At 63.2% G+C, this 18,180-nt stretch carries 18 protein-coding genes; 17 read left to right on the top strand and 1 reads right to left on the bottom strand.

Annotation, left to right across the window (positions count from 1 at the left end):
* Positions 1–61: 61 nt before the first annotated feature.
* From GA829_RS09545 to GA829_RS09525, 5 genes are all read left to right on the top strand, one after another.
* Complete coding sequence (locus tag GA829_RS09545; protein WP_195178254.1) at positions 62–1,060, top strand: aldo/keto reductase; 999 nt, start codon at positions 62–64, stop codon at positions 1,058–1,060.
* A gap of 320 nt (positions 1,061–1,380) precedes the next feature.
* Positions 1,381–2,373: an ABC transporter substrate-binding protein gene (locus tag GA829_RS09540; protein ID WP_195178253.1), complete on the top strand. Its 993-nt coding sequence runs from the start codon at positions 1,381–1,383 to the stop codon at positions 2,371–2,373.
* 157 nt (positions 2,374–2,530) lie between these two features.
* A complete protein-coding gene (locus tag GA829_RS09535; RefSeq protein WP_195178252.1) occupies positions 2,531–4,054 on the top strand; it encodes a sugar ABC transporter ATP-binding protein in 1,524 nt (507 codons plus the stop codon).
* A 37-nt stretch (positions 4,055–4,091) separates the two neighbouring features.
* On the top strand, positions 4,092–5,060 hold the full coding sequence (locus GA829_RS09530) for an ABC transporter permease (protein ID WP_195178251.1): 969 nt from the start codon (positions 4,092–4,094) through the stop codon (positions 5,058–5,060).
* A 74-nt stretch (positions 5,061–5,134) separates the two neighbouring features.
* Positions 5,135–6,154 (top strand): zinc-binding alcohol dehydrogenase family protein, encoded by a 1,020-nt coding sequence (locus GA829_RS09525; RefSeq protein WP_195178250.1) that lies wholly within the window; start codon positions 5,135–5,137, stop codon positions 6,152–6,154.
* Between the two features lie 291 nt (positions 6,155–6,445).
* Here the strand turns inward: GA829_RS09525 and phnF are convergent, their stop codons facing one another.
* Positions 6,446–7,195, bottom strand: coding sequence for a phosphonate metabolism transcriptional regulator PhnF (gene phnF / locus GA829_RS09520; RefSeq protein WP_195178249.1), 750 nt, complete (start codon positions 7,193–7,195; stop codon positions 6,446–6,448).
* Positions 7,196–7,316: 121 nt separating this feature from the next.
* Here phnF and phnG point away from each other — a divergent pair, with 121 nt between their 5' ends.
* The 12 genes from phnG (at position 7,317) to phnE (GA829_RS09460) (ending at position 18,004) form a co-directional block, all read left to right on the top strand.
* Positions 7,317–7,778 carry a phosphonate C-P lyase system protein PhnG gene (gene phnG, locus GA829_RS09515; protein WP_195179584.1) on the top strand — a complete coding sequence of 154 codons (462 nt, stop codon included), beginning with the start codon at positions 7,317–7,319 and terminating at the stop codon, positions 7,776–7,778.
* The gene (gene phnH / locus GA829_RS09510; RefSeq protein WP_195178248.1) at positions 7,778–8,389 is read left to right on the top strand and encodes a phosphonate C-P lyase system protein PhnH; all 612 of its coding nucleotides are present in this window, start codon (positions 7,778–7,780) and stop codon (positions 8,387–8,389) included. Before phnG ends, phnH begins: the two co-directional genes overlap by 1 nt.
* A 1-nt stretch (position 8,390) precedes the next feature.
* Positions 8,391–9,503, top strand: a complete 1,113-nt coding sequence (locus GA829_RS09505; RefSeq protein ID WP_195178247.1) for a carbon-phosphorus lyase complex subunit — start codon at positions 8,391–8,393, stop codon at positions 9,501–9,503.
* On the top strand, positions 9,500–10,411 hold the full coding sequence (locus GA829_RS09500; RefSeq protein ID WP_195178246.1) for an alpha-D-ribose 1-methylphosphonate 5-phosphate C-P-lyase PhnJ: 912 nt from the start codon (positions 9,500–9,502) through the stop codon (positions 10,409–10,411). The genes GA829_RS09505 and GA829_RS09500 overlap by 4 nt, the downstream gene beginning before the upstream one ends.
* Positions 10,408–11,184: a phosphonate C-P lyase system protein PhnK gene (gene phnK, locus GA829_RS09495; RefSeq protein ID WP_195178245.1), complete on the top strand. Its 777-nt coding sequence runs from the start codon at positions 10,408–10,410 to the stop codon at positions 11,182–11,184. The genes GA829_RS09500 and phnK overlap by 4 nt, the downstream gene beginning before the upstream one ends.
* 223 nt (positions 11,185–11,407) lie before the next feature.
* Complete coding sequence (phnL, locus tag GA829_RS09490) at positions 11,408–12,115, top strand: phosphonate C-P lyase system protein PhnL (protein WP_195178244.1); 708 nt, start codon at positions 11,408–11,410, stop codon at positions 12,113–12,115.
* A complete protein-coding gene (locus GA829_RS09485) occupies positions 12,112–12,729 on the top strand; it encodes a DapH/DapD/GlmU-related protein (protein ID WP_195178243.1) in 618 nt (205 codons plus the stop codon). The genes phnL and GA829_RS09485 overlap by 4 nt, the downstream gene beginning before the upstream one ends.
* 84 nt (positions 12,730–12,813) lie before the next feature.
* The gene (locus tag GA829_RS09480; protein WP_195178242.1) at positions 12,814–13,524 is read left to right on the top strand and encodes a DUF1868 domain-containing protein; all 711 of its coding nucleotides are present in this window, start codon (positions 12,814–12,816) and stop codon (positions 13,522–13,524) included.
* A gap of 148 nt (positions 13,525–13,672) precedes the next feature.
* The gene (gene phnC, locus GA829_RS09475) at positions 13,673–14,521 is read left to right on the top strand and encodes a phosphonate ABC transporter ATP-binding protein (RefSeq protein WP_195178241.1); all 849 of its coding nucleotides are present in this window, start codon (positions 13,673–13,675) and stop codon (positions 14,519–14,521) included.
* Positions 14,522–14,672: 151 nt separating this feature from the next.
* Positions 14,673–15,581 carry a phosphonate ABC transporter substrate-binding protein gene (gene phnD / locus GA829_RS09470; RefSeq protein ID WP_195178240.1) on the top strand — a complete coding sequence of 303 codons (909 nt, stop codon included), beginning with the start codon at positions 14,673–14,675 and terminating at the stop codon, positions 15,579–15,581.
* A gap of 97 nt (positions 15,582–15,678) precedes the next feature.
* The gene (gene phnE, locus GA829_RS09465; RefSeq protein ID WP_374940391.1) at positions 15,679–16,593 is read left to right on the top strand and encodes a phosphonate ABC transporter, permease protein PhnE; all 915 of its coding nucleotides are present in this window, start codon (positions 15,679–15,681) and stop codon (positions 16,591–16,593) included.
* 43 nt (positions 16,594–16,636) lie between these two features.
* The gene (phnE, locus tag GA829_RS09460) at positions 16,637–18,004 is read left to right on the top strand and encodes a phosphonate ABC transporter, permease protein PhnE (RefSeq protein WP_195178238.1); all 1,368 of its coding nucleotides are present in this window, start codon (positions 16,637–16,639) and stop codon (positions 18,002–18,004) included.
* Positions 18,005–18,180 lie beyond the last annotated feature (176 nt).

Genomic DNA, 18,180 nt, shown 5'->3' with positions numbered 1-18,180 from the left:
GCATGCTTTGTGCCGAAAAGACGTCGACAGGCCGCAGTCGGCCGGCAACGGGAGGTTTTGCATGGAATCGCGCCGCATCGGTCAAACCGCGCTGGAGGTCACGGAAATCAGCTTCGGCGGTGCGGCAATAGGGGGCCTCTACCGGGCCTCTTCCCGCGAGGCGGCCATGGAAACGCTGCAAGGCGCCTGGGAAGCCGGCTTGCGTTACTTCGACACCGCGCCCTTCTATGGCTTCGGCCTGTCGGAACGGCGCTTCGGCGATTTCCTGCGCTACAAGCCGCGCGATTCCTACGTGCTGTCGACCAAGGTCGGCCGCCTGCTTCGTCCGGTGCCGGAAGACCAGGTCCCGGACCACTCCTATGTCGAACCACTGCCCTTCGCGGTCGACTATGATTATTCCTATGACGGGATCATGCGCTCGGTCGAGTTCAGCTATGCCAGGCTCGGCCTCAACAAGATCGATATCCTCTACGTCCATGACATCGGCGCCTACACGCATGGTATCGAAAAGACCAAATTGCATTTCCGCCAGTTGATGGACGGCGGGATCAAGGCGCTGGACGAATTGAAACGCTCCGGCGCCATTTCCGCCTATGGCCTCGGGGTCAATGAAGTGCCGATCTGCCTTGAGGTAATGCACCGGGCGCCGCTCGACTGCATCCTGCTCGCCAGCCGCTATTCTTTGCTCGATCGCAGCGCGCAAGCCGAATTGCTGCCGCTCTGCCGGGCGCGGCAGACCTCGCTGGTCATCGGCGGCGTGTTCAATTCCGGCATTCTGGCAACAGGCCCGGTACAGGGCGCGCATTTCGATTACCAGCCCGCCAGCCGTGACGTGCTCGCCCGCGTCGATGCCATGGAAAAGATTGCCGGCGAAGGCGGCTACCCGCTTGCCGCAGCGGCATTCCAATTTCCTTTGCATGAGCCGTTGGTCGCCACGGTGCTGACTGGAACCGCTAAGCTCGCCAATCTGATGCGCAATATCGACCTGCTCGACATCGACGTGCCGGAAACGGAATTCGCCAAATATGATCCCTATACGGTGATCCAGGAATTGGCATGATGCCTCCGCAGGGTGATGAGCTTCACAACGTGCGATCTCCACAAAGAATGAATATTCCATATTGACTGGACGGTGGAATTAATATTCCATACCTTGCAGAACGAGAATAGGACCGCTTGAACAGGGGCGACGAGAGAAACGAGGAGGCCCGTCTCTCGCCGCGCCATACGGACACCATGACGAAACACCGCTTGCATCGGCCGGAGCGATGCACTATCAAAACGCGGTAAATGTTTTTTATTGATAAAGTTCTGTTTGGGCTGCGCCTATCCGGACAGGGCTTTCCGTAACGTTCACCAGGCGACTTAGGGAGGAATCCTATGAAATTCGTGACCAGCATTCTCAACCGCCGCACAGTCATGGCACTCGCAGCCGCCTCGATGCTCACCGGCGTGATGCACACGGCGCCGGTTTCGGCGGCGGACGTGACCATTCCGATCATCGTCAAGGACACCACGTCCTTCTACTGGCAGATCGTTCTGGCCGGCGCCCGCAAGGCCGGCAAGGATCTCGGCGTCAAAGTGCCGGAACTCGGCGCCCAGGCTGAAACCGATGTCAACGGTCAGGTCTCGATCCTCGAGAACGCCGTTGCCAGCAACCCGGCCGCCATCGTGATCGCTCCGACCGAGTTCAAGGCGCTTGGCAAGCCGATCGACGAAGCCGCTGCCAAGGTCAAGGTTATCGGCATCGACTCCGGCGCCGACTCCAAGGCCTTCACCTCGTTCCTGACCACCGACAACGTGCAGGGCGGCCGCGTCGCTGCTGACGGCCTCGCCGCCGCCATCGGCGCCGCCAACGGCGGCAAGGTCGAGGGCGACGTCGCCCTGATCACCAACGCACCGGGCGCCGGTTCGCTCGAACAGCGCAAGCAGGGCTTCACCGAGCAGCTCAAGGCAAAATACCCGGGCCTGAAGCTGGTCGCTGACAAATACGCCGACGGTCAGGCCACCACCGGCCTCAACATCGCCACCGACCTGATCACCGCCAACCCGAACCTCAAGGGCATTTTCGCCTCCAACCTGATCATGGCGCAGGGCGTCGGTCAGGCTGTCGCCGAAAACAACCTTGGCGGCAAGCTGGCACTGGTCGGCTTCGACAGCGACGAGAAGCTGATCAAGTTCCTCAACGACGGCGTCATTTCCGCTCTCGTCGTCCAGGATCCATACCGGATGGGCTATGACGGCATCAAGACCGCGCTCGCCGCATCCAAGGGCGAGAAGGTCGAGGCCAATGTCGACACCGGCGCCAATCTGGTGACCAAGGCCAACATGAAAGAACCCAAGATCGACGCGCTGCTCAACCCGAAACTCTGAGCCATCGCATCCGAAATCGTTTCCGGGGCGACTGGCCCCGGAAACATCCCTGGCCGGCACAAACGGCTTGGAAATCCGCAGGCTTAGGCTAGGCTGTTTTTGGGGCATTCCTTGCCTCGCCGCGTGCCCATCGTGAGGCCAATCTGGGAGGATTGTCATGACGTCGACGGCGCAGGAACTGCACCCCGCCCCCGTGCTGGAGGCCGGCAGGACCATCCTCGAATTGCGCGGACTGGAAAAGCGCTATCCTGGCACGCACGCGCTGAAGCCGGTCAACCTCGCCTTCAAGTCAGGCGAAATTCACGCCATCGTTGGCGAGAACGGCGCCGGCAAATCCACACTCATCAAGCTTTTGACCGGCGTCATGCCGCGCACCTCAGGCGACGTCTTCTGGGAAGGCAAGCCGGCAGCGCTGGCGACCCCGCATGAAGCGATGGCGCTCGGCATCAATGCCGTGCATCAGGAAGTCGTGCTGTGCCGTCACCTGACAGTCGCCGCCAACATGTTCCTCGGCGAGGAGAACTCCCGCTTCGGAATCCTGCAGCAGCGGGCCATGGTCAAGGAAGCACAGAAGATCATCGACGATCTCGGCTTCGACTTGCCGGCCCATGTCGTGCTTGGCGACCTGACCATCGGCCAGCAGCAATTGATTGCCGCGGCCCGCGCCACGGTACGCGGCACCAAGTTCCTGATCTTCGACGAACCCACCGCTTACCTTACCCGTAAGGAGGCCGACCAGCTCTTCACCCTGATCCGCCGCCTGAAGGGCGAAGGCGTGACGATCATCTACATCAGCCACCGCATGGAGGAAGTGTTCGAACTCGCCGACCGTGTTTCGGTGCTGCGAGACGGCACACTGGTCGGCACCCGCGACATTGCCGAGACCAACGATGCCGAGCTGGTCAAGATGATGATCAACCGCTCGATCGAGCAGGTCTACCACAAGGAGCATTTCACGCCGGGCGCCCCGATCCTCGAGGCGAGGAACCTGTCGGGCAAAGGGTTCGAAGACGTCTCGATGACGGTTCGCGCCGGTGAGATCGTAGGACTCTATGGGCTGATCGGCGCCGGGCGCAGCGAGTTCGTCACCACGCTCTACGGCCGCCACGCCAAGTCGGCGGGCCAGGTCCTATGGGAAGGCAAGCCGGCCAGCATCAACAACGAGCATGATGCGATCAAGCTCGGCATGGCGCTGGCGCCGGAGAGCCGCCGCGACCAGGGCCTCTGCCTCAACCTGCCGGTCGGCCTCAACCTCAACCTGCCGATCTACAAGCGCATCTCCAACAACATGCTGATTTCCGGTACGCAGGAAAAGACGCAGGCCGATCGCCAGATCGCCGATCTCCGCATCAAGACACCTACGCGGAGCGCACTGGCCTCCAGCCTGTCGGGCGGCAACCAGCAGAAGATCGTCATCGGCAAATGGCTGGCGCACGGCGCCAAGCTGTTCATCTTCGACGAGCCGACCGTTGGCGTCGATGTCGGCACCAAGGCCGAGATTTACCGCCTGTTCGGCGCGCTGTTGTCAAAGGGCGCCGGCATCATCCTGATCTCGTCCTACCTGCCGGAAGTCTACGAGCTTGCCGATACGCTGCATGTGTTCCGACGCGGCAAGCTGGTGGCAAGCCATGGCTATCGTGCAGCAAGCCACGAAGACGTGCTGACGCAAGCGATCGGCTGACAAGCGAACAAGACGAATAAAAGAAACGGGAGGAACCATGAGCACCGAAACTCTACCGGCCGAAAAGCCGAAGCGGAATTACAACGTCCTGTTTGGGCTGACGCTTCTGGCTCTGCTGGTTCTGCTCTGGATTCTGCTGTCGGTGACGACAAGCAGTTTCGCCTCCGCCAACAACATCGCCAATCTTCTGCGCCAGGGGTCGATGATCGCCATCATGGCGGTCGGCCAGACCTTCGTCATCATCACCGGCGGCATCGACCTGTCGGTTGGCGCCGTGGTCGGCTTCGCCACTGTCGTCGTCGCCATGATGATCAATGCCGGTTTCCCGATCTGGCTGGCCATTCTGGTGACGCTGCTGGTCGGCGTCTGCATCGGCCTCTTCCACGGTTTCGGCATCGTCAAGATGGGACTGCCACCCTTCATCATCACGCTGGCAACCCTGACTTCGCTGCGCGGCATCGGCCTTTTGATGACCAACGGCAACTCGATCAACATCAACAGCGACAGCTTCACCGCCTTCTCCCGCAACTCCTTTATCGGCATCCCCAATCTGTTCTGGATGGTCATCCTGGTCGGCATTCCGGCCTACATCTTCCTCCATCACAGCCGCTGGGGCCGCTATCTCTTTTCGGTCGGCTCCAACGCCGAGGCGTCGCGCCTGTCGGGCGTCAATGTCCAGCGCACCATTTACATGGCCTACACGCTGTCAGGCCTGTGCGCGGCCTTCGTCGGCGTCCTGCTTGCCGCCCGCATCGGCATCGGCAACCCGACGCAGGCCGAAGGCTGGGAACTGCAAGCGATTGCTTCGTCGGTCATCGGCGGCACATCGCTGTTCGGCGCGGTCGGCTCGGTGCATGGGCCGCTGCTCGGCGCCTTCATCCTGGCCACCATCAACAACGGCGCCAATCTGCTCAACGTCAATTCGTTCTGGCAGCGCATCATCACCGGCGCGCTGATCATCATCATCGTCTATTTCGACGGGTTGCGCCGCCGCGGCGGCAAGTAACCCACCCCCTGGCGGAATTGCCGGCCCTCTTCGTTCGATGGGCCGGCAACGCCATGACCTGACTGGATTGAAACATGAAAGCCGTAGTCTGCCGCTCGCCCGGCGACCTTGTTCTTGAAGACCATCAGGCGCCCGGCGCGCCGCCTCCGGGCTGGGCGCTGGTCGCGGTCAGCCATGTCGGCATCTGCGGCACCGACTACCATATCTTCGAAGGCAAGCATCCGTTCCTCGCCTATCCCCGCATCATGGGCCACGAGGTATCGGGAACCATCGTGGAGACAGGCGCCGGTGTCGATCTCGCCGTTGGCGAACCGGTGGTCATCAATCCCTATCTCGCTTGCGGCAAATGCATCGCCTGCCGGCAAGGCAGACCCAATTGCTGCGTCAGGATCGAAGTGCTCGGCGTCCATCGCGACGGCGCCATGTGCGAGCAGATCCTGGTGCCGGCACAAAACCTCTATCCGGCCAACGGCCTCTCGCTGGCCGACGCCGCCGCCGTCGAATTCCTGGCCATCGGCGCGCATGCGGTGCGCCGGGCGCGGGCCGAACCAGACGCGCGTACGCTGGTCATCGGCGCCGGCCCGATCGGCCTCGGCACCGCCATCTTCGCCCGCATCGCCGGCCTCGACGTGAGCCTGCTCGACATGAGCAGCGAAAGACTGGGCTTCGCGGCAAGTGAACTCGGCTTCTCGGTCCTTGATGGTTCGCAAGCATCAGCGGCCGATCTGGTTCGCGAAGCAACCAACGGCGAAGGCTTCGACGTGGTCTTCGACGCCACCGGCAACACCCAGTCGGTGCAATCGGCCTTCGCCCATGTCGCGCATGCCGGCACGCTGGTTCTGGTCAGCGTCGTCAAGGACGACATCAGCTTCTCCGATCCCGAATTCCACAAGCGTGAGATGACGCTGGTCGGCAGCCGCAATGCCTTGCGCGCCGACTTCGATCATGTCGCCGCCTCGATCCGTGACGGCGCCGTGCCATTGGCGAAGCTGGTTACCCACACAACAACGCTTGCCGCTACGCCGTCCGATCTCGCCCGCTGGGCACATGAAAAGTCCGGCCTGATCAAGGCTGTGATCGAGATTGGATCATAACACGGAATTGAAGATGCCCGCGCAGGTCGACCCCCACTCCGTCGAGCTGCGCTCGACACCTCTCCCCCGATCGACGGGGTAGAGGAAGGGCGCGAGCTTTTACCGCCAACGCTCCTCCAACCGGGTTCTTCCTCTCCCGCCATCACAGCGGGCTCCCCTTCCTCTCCCTCCGGAGGGGGTAGAGGTGGCCCGGCGAAGCCGAGACGGAGTGGGGGAAGCCGGTCCTCAGACGCGAAGCCGCCGACAGGCGGGCGCGATCGAGATAAGTCACGGTCTGATATAGGATCCGCCCTACAGCGCCGACAATTTCAACTCCACCCGCTCGGCCGGAAAGCGGGATTCGGAAAACTGGATCGGCTGGCCGTCGGGCGTGACGTTGATGGCAACCGTGACCAGCACGATGGCGCCCGGCCGCAGGTCGAGGTCGGCGAGGTCGGCGGCATCCGCATGGCGCGCCGACAGCACGGTCGACTGCCTGAGATAGTCGTCGATGCCGAAGCGTGCCAGCGATGCGGTGATCGATCCGGTTTGCGCCATCGCGGCGTCGATCCCGGCAAAGCGTTTGGCATCGAACCAGCCGGCGGCACGCGAGACCGCCCGCCCATCAGCTTCACCGCGCGTCTCCAAGCGTATCACGTCAGCGCCCCTGGCAAGCCCAAGGCCCTCGGCGACGCGCGGGCTGGCCGGCTCGACCGTCGACGCGAGCAGCACGATATGCCGCTCCGATGTCTGCCCTTGCAGGCCGGTCGAGAAGCGCGTGCGCGCGCCGATCGGGTAAGACAGCCGTTTGCGTGACAGCACGAAAGTACCGCGCCCCTGCTCGGCCCGAAGCACGCCTTCCTGCACAAGGGCCGAAATGGCACTGCGTACCGTATGGCGGTTGACGCCGTAGCGTTCGGCCAGCGCCACCTCGGGCGGCAGTGCCGCATTCTCGGCAAAGTCGCCAACGGCAATCGACTGCAGGATCTTGTCGGCGATCTGGCGCCACAGCGAAACGCCGCTGCGCCGCTCAATGCTGTCGGCCGTCTGTTGCCCAACCATCTTTTGCCCCCGGCCTTCCAACCCCTGTCATCCACCCGTCATGGACACACGTTAGATAATAGATATAATTTGTATAGTTGTCTATATCAATAGACAAATTTAGCAATGAGGAATGTTGATGATGCGAGGACAGGAAGCAAGGGACCAGGCCGGGCGCAAAGCCGCCATGGCAACACTGGCGCAATCCAGCGGCGACGACATTGTCCGGCTCTGGAACGTGTCGGGCCTGCCCGTCGAGGCCGAATTGCTGCGCGGCCCCGAAACCGGGCTGGTCACCATGCGTGGCCGCATCGGCGGCGGTGGCGCGCCGTTCAATGTCGGTGAGGCCACCGTTACCCGGGCCACTGTGCGGCTGGCATCCGGCCAGGTCGGTCATTGCTACGCGCTCGGCCGCGACAAGCAGAAGGCCAGGCTGGCGGCGATCGCCGACGCGCTTTGGCAGGACCCCGGCCATCGTCATGAGGTCGAGACCAGGCTCATCGCCCCGCTGCAGGCAACACTGACCGAGGCTCGTGACAAGCGCCGCGCCGAGACGGCGGCGACGAAGGTCGATTTCTTCACCATGGTTCGCGGAGAAGACTGATGGACGTTTCAACGCAAGCAATCGACGGCGGCTTTGCCGATCCGGTGTTCAATGCCCAGACCGTCTTTCGCGCCGTCATGGACGCGATGGCGCGGCCAGGCACGGTGCAGCCCTTGCCGGCCTTCGCCCGCCCGCCGGCGCCATTGACGGCAACCGCCGGCGCCATCGCCCTGGCGCTCTGCGACAACGACACGCCGCTCTGGCTCGACCCTGCCCTCCAGGCTGCGGCTGCGGTGAAAACCTGGCTTGGCTTCCACAGCGGCGCGCCGATGGCCAACACGCCGGCTGACGCGCATTTCGCGCTGATCGCCTCGCCCGCCGAGATGATGGCGCTCGATGGCTTTTCGCAAGGCACGCAGGACTATCCCGACCGTTCAACCACACTCATCCTGCAGGTGAGCGACCTCTTTTCGGGCGCGCCGCTGCTGCTCCAAGGTCCCGGCATCGAGGCCAGCGCGACGATCGCGCCAGCAGCGATGCCGCGTCACTTCGTCGAACAGTGGAAGCAGAATATCAAGCGCTTCCCGCGCGGCATCGACATCATCCTGGCCGCACCGGATGGCATCGCCTGCCTGCCGCGCACGACCCGCATCAAGACGATGGAGGCTTAACATGTATGTCGCGGTAAAAGGCGGCGAAGCCGCCATTGCCAACGCTCACAGCCTGCTCGCCGACCGGCGGCGCGGCGACCGGTCGGTGCCGGCGTTGAGGCTCGACCAGATCGTCGAGCAACTGGCGCTTGGTGTTGACCGGGTTATGAGCGAAGGCTCGCTCTACGACCGTGAGCTGGCCGCGCTTGCCATCGTCCAGGCACGCGGCGACATGATCGAAGCGATCTTCCTTGTTCGCGCCTATCGCACGACGCTGCCGCGCTTCGGTTATTCCAAGCCGATCGACACCGCCACGATGCTGATCGAACGGCGCGTGTCGGCGACCTACAAGGATCTTCCCGGGGGCCAGTTGCTCGGCCCTACCTTCGACTACACGCACCGCCTGCTCGACCCCGAGCTTGCCGCCGGTGCCGATGTCCCGGAACCCTTGCAGCGTGCAACTGAGGCGGAAGCCATGCCGCGTGTCTCGGCGATCCTTGCCCGCGAAGGCCTGATCGAGCCGGACGGCGACATGCCTGGGGATCATATCCCGGGCGACATCACCCGCGAGCCGCTGGAATTTCCAATGGCGCGCGACATCCGCCTGCAGGCGCTGTCACGCGGCGACGAGGGTTTCCTGCTGGCGCTCGGCTATTCCACCCAGCGCGGCTATGCCCGCAACCATCCCTTTGTCGGCGAGATCCGCATCGGCGAGGTCGATCTGGAACTCGACGTGCCGGAACTACCTTTCGCCGTGCCGCTCGGCACGGTGCACGTCACCGAGTGCCAGATGGTCAACCAGTTCAAGGGTTCGGCCAAGGCGCCGCCGCAATTTACGCGCGGCTATGGCTTGGTCTTCGGGCAGAGCGAGCGCAAGGCGATGGCGATGGCGCTCTGCGACCGGGCGCTTCGTGCTTCCGAACTCGGCGAAGATGTCGTTGCCGCCGCACAGGACGAGGAATTCGTCATCTCGCATTCAGACAATGTCCAGGCGACCGGCTTTGTCGAGCATCTCAAGCTGCCGCACTATGTCGACTTCCAGGCCGAACTCGATCTCGTGCGCCGCATGCGCGCCGAATACGACGCCCGAGAGAATCCCGCGAAGATTGAAGAGAAAAGGGAGGCAGCGGAATGACCGCGCAACCGACAGACATCGCCACCTACAACTTCGCCTATCTCGACGAACAGACCAAGCGGATGATCCGGCGGGCGATCCTCAAGGGCATCGCCATTCCCGGCTATCAGGTGCCGTTCGCCTCACGCGAAATGCCGATGCCTTACGGCTGGGGCACCGGCGGCGTTCAGGTCACCGCGTCGATCATCGGCCCCGATGACGTGCTGAAGGTCATCGACCAAGGTGCCGACGACACCACCAACGCGGTTTCGATCCGTGCCTTCTTCAAGAAGGTCGCCAATGTCGCGGTGACCACCGACACAGCGCAAGCCACCATCATCCAGACCCGCCACCGCATCCCGGAACATCCGCTCGGCGCCGGCCAGGTGCTGGTCTACCAGGTGCCGATCCCGGAGCCCTTGCGTTTCCTCGAGCCGCGCGAAACCGAAACGCGCAAAATGCATGCGCTGGAGGAATACGGCCTCATGCATGTGAAGCTCTACGAGGACATCGCCAAGCACGGCCGCATCGCCACCACCTATGCCTATCCGGTCAAGGTCGAGGGCCGCTACGTCATGGACCCGTCGCCGACGCCGAAATTCGACAATCCGAAGATGCACCGCTCGCCCGCGCTGCAGCTGTTCGGCGCCGGCCGCGAAAAGCGCATCTACGCGCTGCCGCCCTTCACCGACGTGGTCAGCCTCGACTTCGAGGATCATCCGTTCGAGGTGCAAACCTTCGACCAGCCCTGCGCGCTGTGCGCGGCCGAGAATGTCTATCTCGACGAGGTCATCCTCGACGACCACGGCGGCCACATGTTCGTCTGTTCAGATACCGATCATTGCGAGAAGCGGCGCGAACAAGGCCATCGCGGCCATCTCGCGCCTGAGACACGGGCTGCTGTCGAAACAATGGAGCCGGCACGATGACCCACGAACCGCTGCTGCGCGTCAGCGCACTGTCAAAATTCTACGGCTCGCGCGTCGGCTGCGACAACGTCACTTTCGACCTGTGGCCGGGCGAAGTGCTGGCTGTGGTCGGCGAGTCCGGCTCAGGCAAGACGACACTGCTCAACTGCCTGTCGACGCGGCTGCTGCCGAGCTCCGGCACCGCCAGCTACCGCATGCGCGACGGCCAGTTCCGCGAACTCTACCGCATGAGCGAGGCCGAGCGCCGCTTCCTGATGCGGACCGACTGGGGCTTTGTTCACCAGAACCCCGCCGACGGCCTGCGCATGACGGTTTCGGCCGGCGCCAATGTCGGCGAGCGGCTGATGGCGGTCGGCGATCGCCACTACGGCAAGATCCGCGCCACCGCCGTCGACTGGCTGTCGCGCGTCGAGATCGACGAGGACCGCATAGACGACGAACCGCGCGCCTTCTCCGGCGGCATGCGCCAGCGCCTGCAGATCGCCCGCAATCTCGTCACCGGACCGCGCCTGGTGTTCATGGACGAGCCGACCGGCGGTCTCGACGTTTCGGTACAGGCGCGCCTGCTCGACCTGTTGCGCGGTCTGGTCACCGATCTCGGCCTGGCGGCCATCGTCGTCACCCACGATCTCGCCGTGGCACGGCTGTTGTCGCAGCGCATGATGGTGATGAAAGACGGGCGCGTTGTCGAAAGCGGTCTCACCGACCGCGTGCTCGACGACCCGCGCGCGCCTTACACCCAATTGCTTGTTTCCTCGATTTTGCAGGTGTGATCATGCTTGCTCCGGCGTACCCCCCTCTGACCTGCCGGCCATCTCCCCCTCAAGGGGGGAGATCGGCTGTCGCGTCGGCTTTCGCCAGTCCCCGACCTTGCAGATGGAGCCAGGCAGAAGAGCAATTAATCTCCCCCCTTGAGGGGGAGATGGCCGGCAGGCCAGAGGGGGGTGCCTGGCACCACCCAAGATCACTATCGAATAGCGACTGGAGGACTTTCTGATGCCGACCCCCCTCGTTGTCTCCGACGTCGCCAAGAGCTTCACCATGCATCTGCGCGACGGCATCAAATTGCCTGTGGTCTCCGGTGTCTCCTTCTCCATCCGGGCCGGCGAATGCACCGTGCTTGGCGGCCCATCCGGTGCTGGCAAGAGCTCGATCCTGAAAATGCTCTACGGCAACTATGCCGTCGACGAGGGTCAGATCATCGTCAGGCACAATGACGGGTTGATCGATCTCGCCACCGCCAGCCCGCGCACGGTTCTTGCCATACGCCGTCAGACCATCGGCTATGTCAGCCAGTTCCTGCGCACCGTGCCGCGCGTTTCGGCGCTTGATGTCGTCGCCGAGCCGCTGGTGGAGCGTGGCGAGGAACGCGAGACGGCGCGCGACAAGGCGCGCGCCTTGCTGGCGCAGCTCAATCTGCCGGAGAAGCTTTGGGCCTTGCCGCCGGCGACCTTCTCGGGCGGCGAGCAGCAGCGCATCAACATCGCGCGCGGCTTCATCACCGAGCACCCGATCCTGCTGCTCGACGAGCCGACCGCTTCGCTCGATGCCCGAAACCGCGACGTGGTGATCGCCCTGATCGCGGCCAAGAAGACGGCGGGCGTCGCCTTGCTCGGCATCTTCCACGACCACGATGTGCGCGAGGCGGTTGCCGACCGCATCATCGATGTCGCCGCTTTCGCCCCGGGAAAAATCGCGGCATGACAAGAAAGCTGTCGGAAGCGCCGCTGGTCCACGCGACAGCGGAAGTGCAGAACTCGACGCTTGGCCGCTGGACCGAGATCGCCGACCGCAGCCGGGTCTCCGAAAGCGAGCTCGGCGACTATTCCTACATGATGCAGGATTGCGCCGTCTGGTGCGCCACCATCGGCAAGTTCTCCAACATTGCAGCAAGCGTGCGCATCAATGCCACCAACCACCCGACATGGCGGCCGACGCTGCACCATTTCACCTACCGCGCCTCGGACTACTGGGAGGACGCCGAACACGAGACCGAGTTTTTCGCCCAGCGCCGCGCCAGGCGCGTCACCATCGGCCACGACACATGGCTCGGCCATGGCTCGACCATCCTGCCCGGCGTCACTGTCGGCGATGGCGCGGCGGTTGGCGCGGGTGCCGTCGTATCCAGGGATGTCGCCCCCTACACCATCGTCGCCGGCGTGCCGGCCAAACCGATCCGCGAACGCTTCGACCGCCGCACGGCGGAGCGCTACCAAGCACTCGCATGGTGGAACTGGGATCACGCAAGGCTGCGCGAGGCCCTCGACGATTTCCGTGAGCTCGAGGCAGAAGCTTTCCTGGAAAAATACGGCGGGTAGCCTTCACATCGACGTCATCAAAAGCCCTGCTTCACATCCCTGACACATCGCGGAGGCAGGACGCCATCTCCCCAGGAGGTCGCAATGCCTGCTTCCATTAGACCCTCGCTCGCCGGATTCTTTGCCGGCTCCAATCCGGCAGCGCCGGCCCATCTCGGCACCCGCTACGACATGGCGGGCAACTTCCTGATCGAGCCCGGCAATACAGTGGTCAGCCATCTCGTCGGCGGCTCGCCGTCGGAAGCGGTGGTGCTTGCCGTGCGCGACCGGATGCTGGCGATGCCGGACGCGGACCGGCTGGCGTTCACGCCTGTTACCAGCCTGCACATGACCCTTTTCCAGGGCATCATCGAATACCGCCGGCGGTTGCCCTACTGGCCGCGGGATGTGCCGCTCGACACCAGCATCGAAGCCATGACACGCCTCTATCTGGAACGGCTGAAGGGCTTCGAAGGCCTCGGTGCGTTTCAGATCAAGGCCATCGAAGTCACCCCGACGGGACTGACCGTTGCCGGCGCAACGGACGAAGACGTGCGCACAATGCGCGCCTGGCGCGACGCCCTGGCCGTGCCGTTCGGATACCGGCATCCGGACCACGACACCTACGTCCTCCACATCACCTTCGCCTATCAGATCCAGCGCCTCGCCGACGACAGGGTCGCCGCGTGGCAGGACCTGTTTGACGATTGCCTGGCGCTCTTCGCGCGGCAGGCCCCGGTCATCGAGATAAAGGCACCGGCCTTCTGCGGCTTCCGGGACATGAAGCATTTCGAGGAATTGCTGATCCTCGGCTGATCATCGCGAACGGTGCTCTGACGTTGCGTCTGTGGGTGGTAACAAAACTGACATCAATCCGACACCGCAGGTTCATGGCGCTGCGCTAGCGAAAGCGAACAGACGTCAACGCGACCGGGCTGGAAACGGGCCGGATTGGAAACCTGATATGTCAGCTACGCTCGAAATCCGCGGTGTCAGCCGCCGCTTTGGCAAGAACACCGCCGTCAGCGATGTGAACATCTCGATTCCGCAAGGCCAGATGGTCGGCATCATCGGCCGCTCGGGCGCCGGCAAGTCGACCCTCCTGCGCATGATCAATCGTCTCGTCGACCCCAGCCAGGGGTCGATTTTTTTTGACGGCGCCGAGGTCTCGAAATTGCGCGGCTCACCTCTGAGGCGCTGGCAGCGCGATTGCGCCATGATCTTCCAGCAGTTCAATCTGGTGCCGCGCCTCGACGTGCTGACCAATGTTCTGCTCGGCAAGCTGAACCATCGCTCGACCATCAGCAATCTCCTCGGCATGTTCTCGCGCGCCGAATGCGCGGAGGCGGTCGCCGCGCTCGAGCGTCTCGACATCGCCCGCACCGCGCTGCAGCCTGCAGGCACCTTGTCGGGCGGTCAGCAGCAGCGTGTCGCCATTGCCCGCGCCATGATGCAGCAACCCAAGGTGATCCTCGCCGACGAGCCGATCGCCTCGCTCGACCCGCTCAATGCCAAGGTGGTGATGGACTCGCTGCAAGACATCAACCTGCGCGAAGGCATCACCGTTGTCACCAATCTTCACACGCTGGACACCGCCCGCACCTATTGCAACCGCATCATCGGCATGGCCGCCGGCAAGGTGGTCTTTGACGGTGCGCCGGAAGAGCTGAACCGCGAAGCCGTCCGTCTCGTCTATGGCGCCGACAGCAATGGTGGCGAGATCTCCGAGGCCATCACGTCGACCAGCGTTGCTTTCAAGAAAAAAATCGCCGCATCCGCCGGACCGCTCGAGCCCGCATTCCCGGGGTACTGAAATCCATGATCCCGAAAGGCTGAAACCGGTTTTTCGGGAAAAGATCATGGGCAATTCGAGAGCAGCCTGGATCGCCAGCCCGCGTCAAGGGCACCTGTAAAGAACAAGAACGCCGCCGGCGCGAGGCCGGAACCTACTGGAGAGATGTCACATGTTTAGAAAGATGGTTTTCGGCGCCGTTTCGGTGCTCGCCATGGCGACCAGCGCGGCCCATGCCGCCGATATGAAGGAATTCCGCGTCGGCATTCTCGGCGGTGAAAACGAGACCGACCGCCTGCGCAACTACCAGTGCCTGGCCGACCACCTGAAGACCGAATTCGGCTTCGAGAAGGTCTCGCTGTTCCCCGCCGCCGACTATGACGGCGTCATTCAGGGCCTGCTCGGCGGAACGCTCGACTTCGCCGAACTCGGCGCTTCCGGCTATGCCAGCGTCTATATCAAGGATCCGAACGCCGTCACCCCGATCCTCACCACCCAGCAGACCGACGGCGCCACCGGTTACTATTCGGTCGGCCTCGCCCTGAAGACCTCCGGCATCACCGACATCAAGTCGGCCAAGGGCAAGAAGCTCGGCTACGCCGATCCGGATTCGACCTCGGGCTATCTGATCCCGCTGACCCAGATTCCGAAGACCACCGGCATGCCGAACGACAACTACTTCGCTTCGACCCAGTTCAACGGCGGCCATGAAAACAACATCCTCGCCGTCCGCGACGGCAAGGTCGACGTTGCGGTGGACGATTCCTCTGGTATCGGCGACTTCAAGAACGGCTTCAGCTCGGGTACCTTCCACAAGGTCGTCGCCAAGGGCGCCGTTGACCCTAACGACTTCGTCGAAGTCTGGCGCTCGGGCCTGATCCCGAACGGCCCGCTGGTCGTGCGCACCGCGATCGGCAACGACATGACCGCCAAGCTCGCCGCCTTCTTCACCGACCTGCCGAAGAAGGACAAGGCTTGCTTCGAAGGCGTCGAAGGCGGCGATTTTACCGGCTACGTTCCGGTGAAGCCTGACTTCTACAACGTCATCGTCGAAGCGCGTAAGGCAGCCATCGGCGGCTAACGGCGAAATCGGCAAGGGCGGCATCAACGATGCCGCCCTTTCTGCTTGTCCGATCATGACCCTTTCTGTTCCCGCCCCTTCCGGCACCCCTCATCCGATGGCCGACGCCTGGCGACGCCAGACGTCGCAGCGGCGCCTCTATACGGTGCTCGGCATTGGGCTGTTGCTTGCCGCCATGTTCTCAAGCATGTGGTTCGCCGACGAAGCCAATGCCGGGCACTTCTTCGACCGGCTGCCACACCTTCTGGATTTCCTGAGCTGGCTGATCCCCAAGGACTGGAACGATGTCTGGCGGGCCTTGTTCGACATCGCCTCGCCCCACGACACCGGCACCCAGGAATTCAACTTTCCGCTTGGCCGCGTCTATGTCTGGGGCGGTTTCTACGTCCCTGAATATTTCGAGCTGATGCTCACCACGGTCAATGTGGCGCTGGTCTCGACGTTCGTCGGTTTCGTCTTCGCTGTGCCGTTCTCCTTCATCGCGGCGCGCAATCTGACGCCCCATCCAGTGCTGCGGCTTATCGTCAAGCGGTTCATGGAACTGCTGCGCGCCTTCCCGGAAATCGTCATCGCCGGTCTGTTCGCGGCCATCGTGTCGATCGGCCCGATCGCCGCCATCATCGCCATTGGCCTGCATTCGATCGGCGCATTGGGCAAGCTGTTCTACGAGATCAACGAGAACGTCGACATGCGCGCCGAGGAGGGCCTGCGGGCTGTCGGCGCCAACTGGTTCGAGCGCGTGCGCTTCGCCGACCTGCCGCAGGTGCTGCCCAACTTCATGTCCTACACGCTGCTCAGGATCGAGATCAACGTACGCGCCTCGACCATCATCGGTGCGGTCGGCGGCGGCGGCATCGGCGAGGAACTGAAGCTCTCCATCTCACGCGGCTTCGGCGCCAAGACGCTGGCGCTGGTGCTCTTGCTGTTCACCACCATCTTCATCGTCGACCAGTTCTCCGCCTGGCTGCGCCGCAAGCTCGTCGGCGAGCAGGCCTTCCTGATGAACGCTTAGATCGGGTTTCCGAAAAGATCATGGTCCGCCAGAAAGACAAGACATGACTTCGATGACCATGGACGAAATCCGGTCGATCGAGGAGCGCTACCCGGATGTGTTCCGCCGGCCCGCCTACAAGCGCTATGGGCCGCTGTTCCTGCTCGCCGGCACGCTGCTCTACCTCACCTACGCCTTGTGGTTCTTCAACCTGCCGCAGGTGATGAGGGAATCGCACTGGGAGCGCCTCCCGCTCTTCCTGACGCAGTGGATCAGCTACGACCTGCAGCCGGAATTCCGTCTCGACCAGCCTGAGATCACACCGAAATATCCACGCTTTTCGGCACTCGGCGAGAACCCGAACCCCGATTGGGTGATCAGGAATCCCGATGGCACCTACACCGTGCTGATCGACGGACCGGCAAAGTCCGTCACCTTCGACAAGGCTCAGGCGACGATTGTTGCGAATGGACAGACGGTTCCCGTCTCGCTGACCAGCGGCAAGCCGGTGATATCAGGCCCGGTACCGGACTGGGTTACCGTGCATGACGACGAAGTGGTCGCCAAGATGGGCTTCGTCGGCGAGGTTCGCGTTACGGTCGACCGCGTCAAGGTTCGGAAGCGTTTCCTGGGATGGGCGAATTTCGTCTTCGACACCCGCTCGCCCTTCTTCGGCAAGCCGGCCGGCGAAGTGATCTCGCTGCTGGTGTCCGGGCCAGAGCTGAAGCCTGGCATGTCGAACATCGCGCTGGCCGGCGACAACATCTGGAACAACGCCCAGTGGCAGCACGGCGATGTCTGGACGAAGCTGCTGCAGACCATTGTCATGGCGTTCCTCGGCACGCTGCTCGGCGGCATCGTCGCCTTCCCGCTGGCCTTTTTCGCTGCCCGCAACATCACGCCGAGCGGCGCGCTGAGCCAGGTGCTCAAGCGCTTCTTCGACTTCATGCGCTCGGTCGACATGCTGATCTGGGCGTTGTTCTTCACCCGCGCCTTCGGCCCTGGGCCGCTGGCCGGCAGTGCCGCGATCTTCTTCACCGAGATCGGCACGCTCGGCAAAACCTATTCCGAGGCACTGGAGAACATCGACGACAAGCCGCGCGAAGGCGTGCTTTCAACCGGCGCCAACGGCCTGCTTGTACAACGCTACGGCGTGATGCCGGAGGTGATACCGGTGTTCATCAGCCAGACGCTCTACCAGTGGGAATCCAACACGCGTGGCGCGACGATCATCGGCGCCGTCGGCGCTGGCGGCATCGGCCTGAAGCTGTGGGAAGCGATGCGCACCAACTCCAACTGGGCCAACGTCTTCTACATGGTGCTGCTGATCCTGGCCGTCGTCTTCATCTTCGACAACATTTCCAACTTCCTGCGCCGCCGGCTAAGCCGGACGATCCACGACTACAACAGGATCCAGTCCGAGCGGGGTTGATAAACTTGCCGCAATGATTGACTGCGGGGCCACCGCGCATTCGTCATCCTAGGGCGAAGCAAGGAGCGCAGCGACGCGGCGCAGACCCTGGGATCCATGCCGGGACGTGGGCGTAGAATGCAGCGGTTCAGAATGACCGCAAACAGCCCACCGTTGCCTTACTCAGAGGTCGCGGC

Origin of the sequence: Mesorhizobium sp. INR15 (assembly GCF_015500075.1) — a bacterium.
Taxonomy (GTDB): Bacteria; Pseudomonadota; Alphaproteobacteria; order Rhizobiales; family Rhizobiaceae; genus Mesorhizobium.
This window is presented reverse-complemented; position numbering and strand designations above follow the sequence as displayed.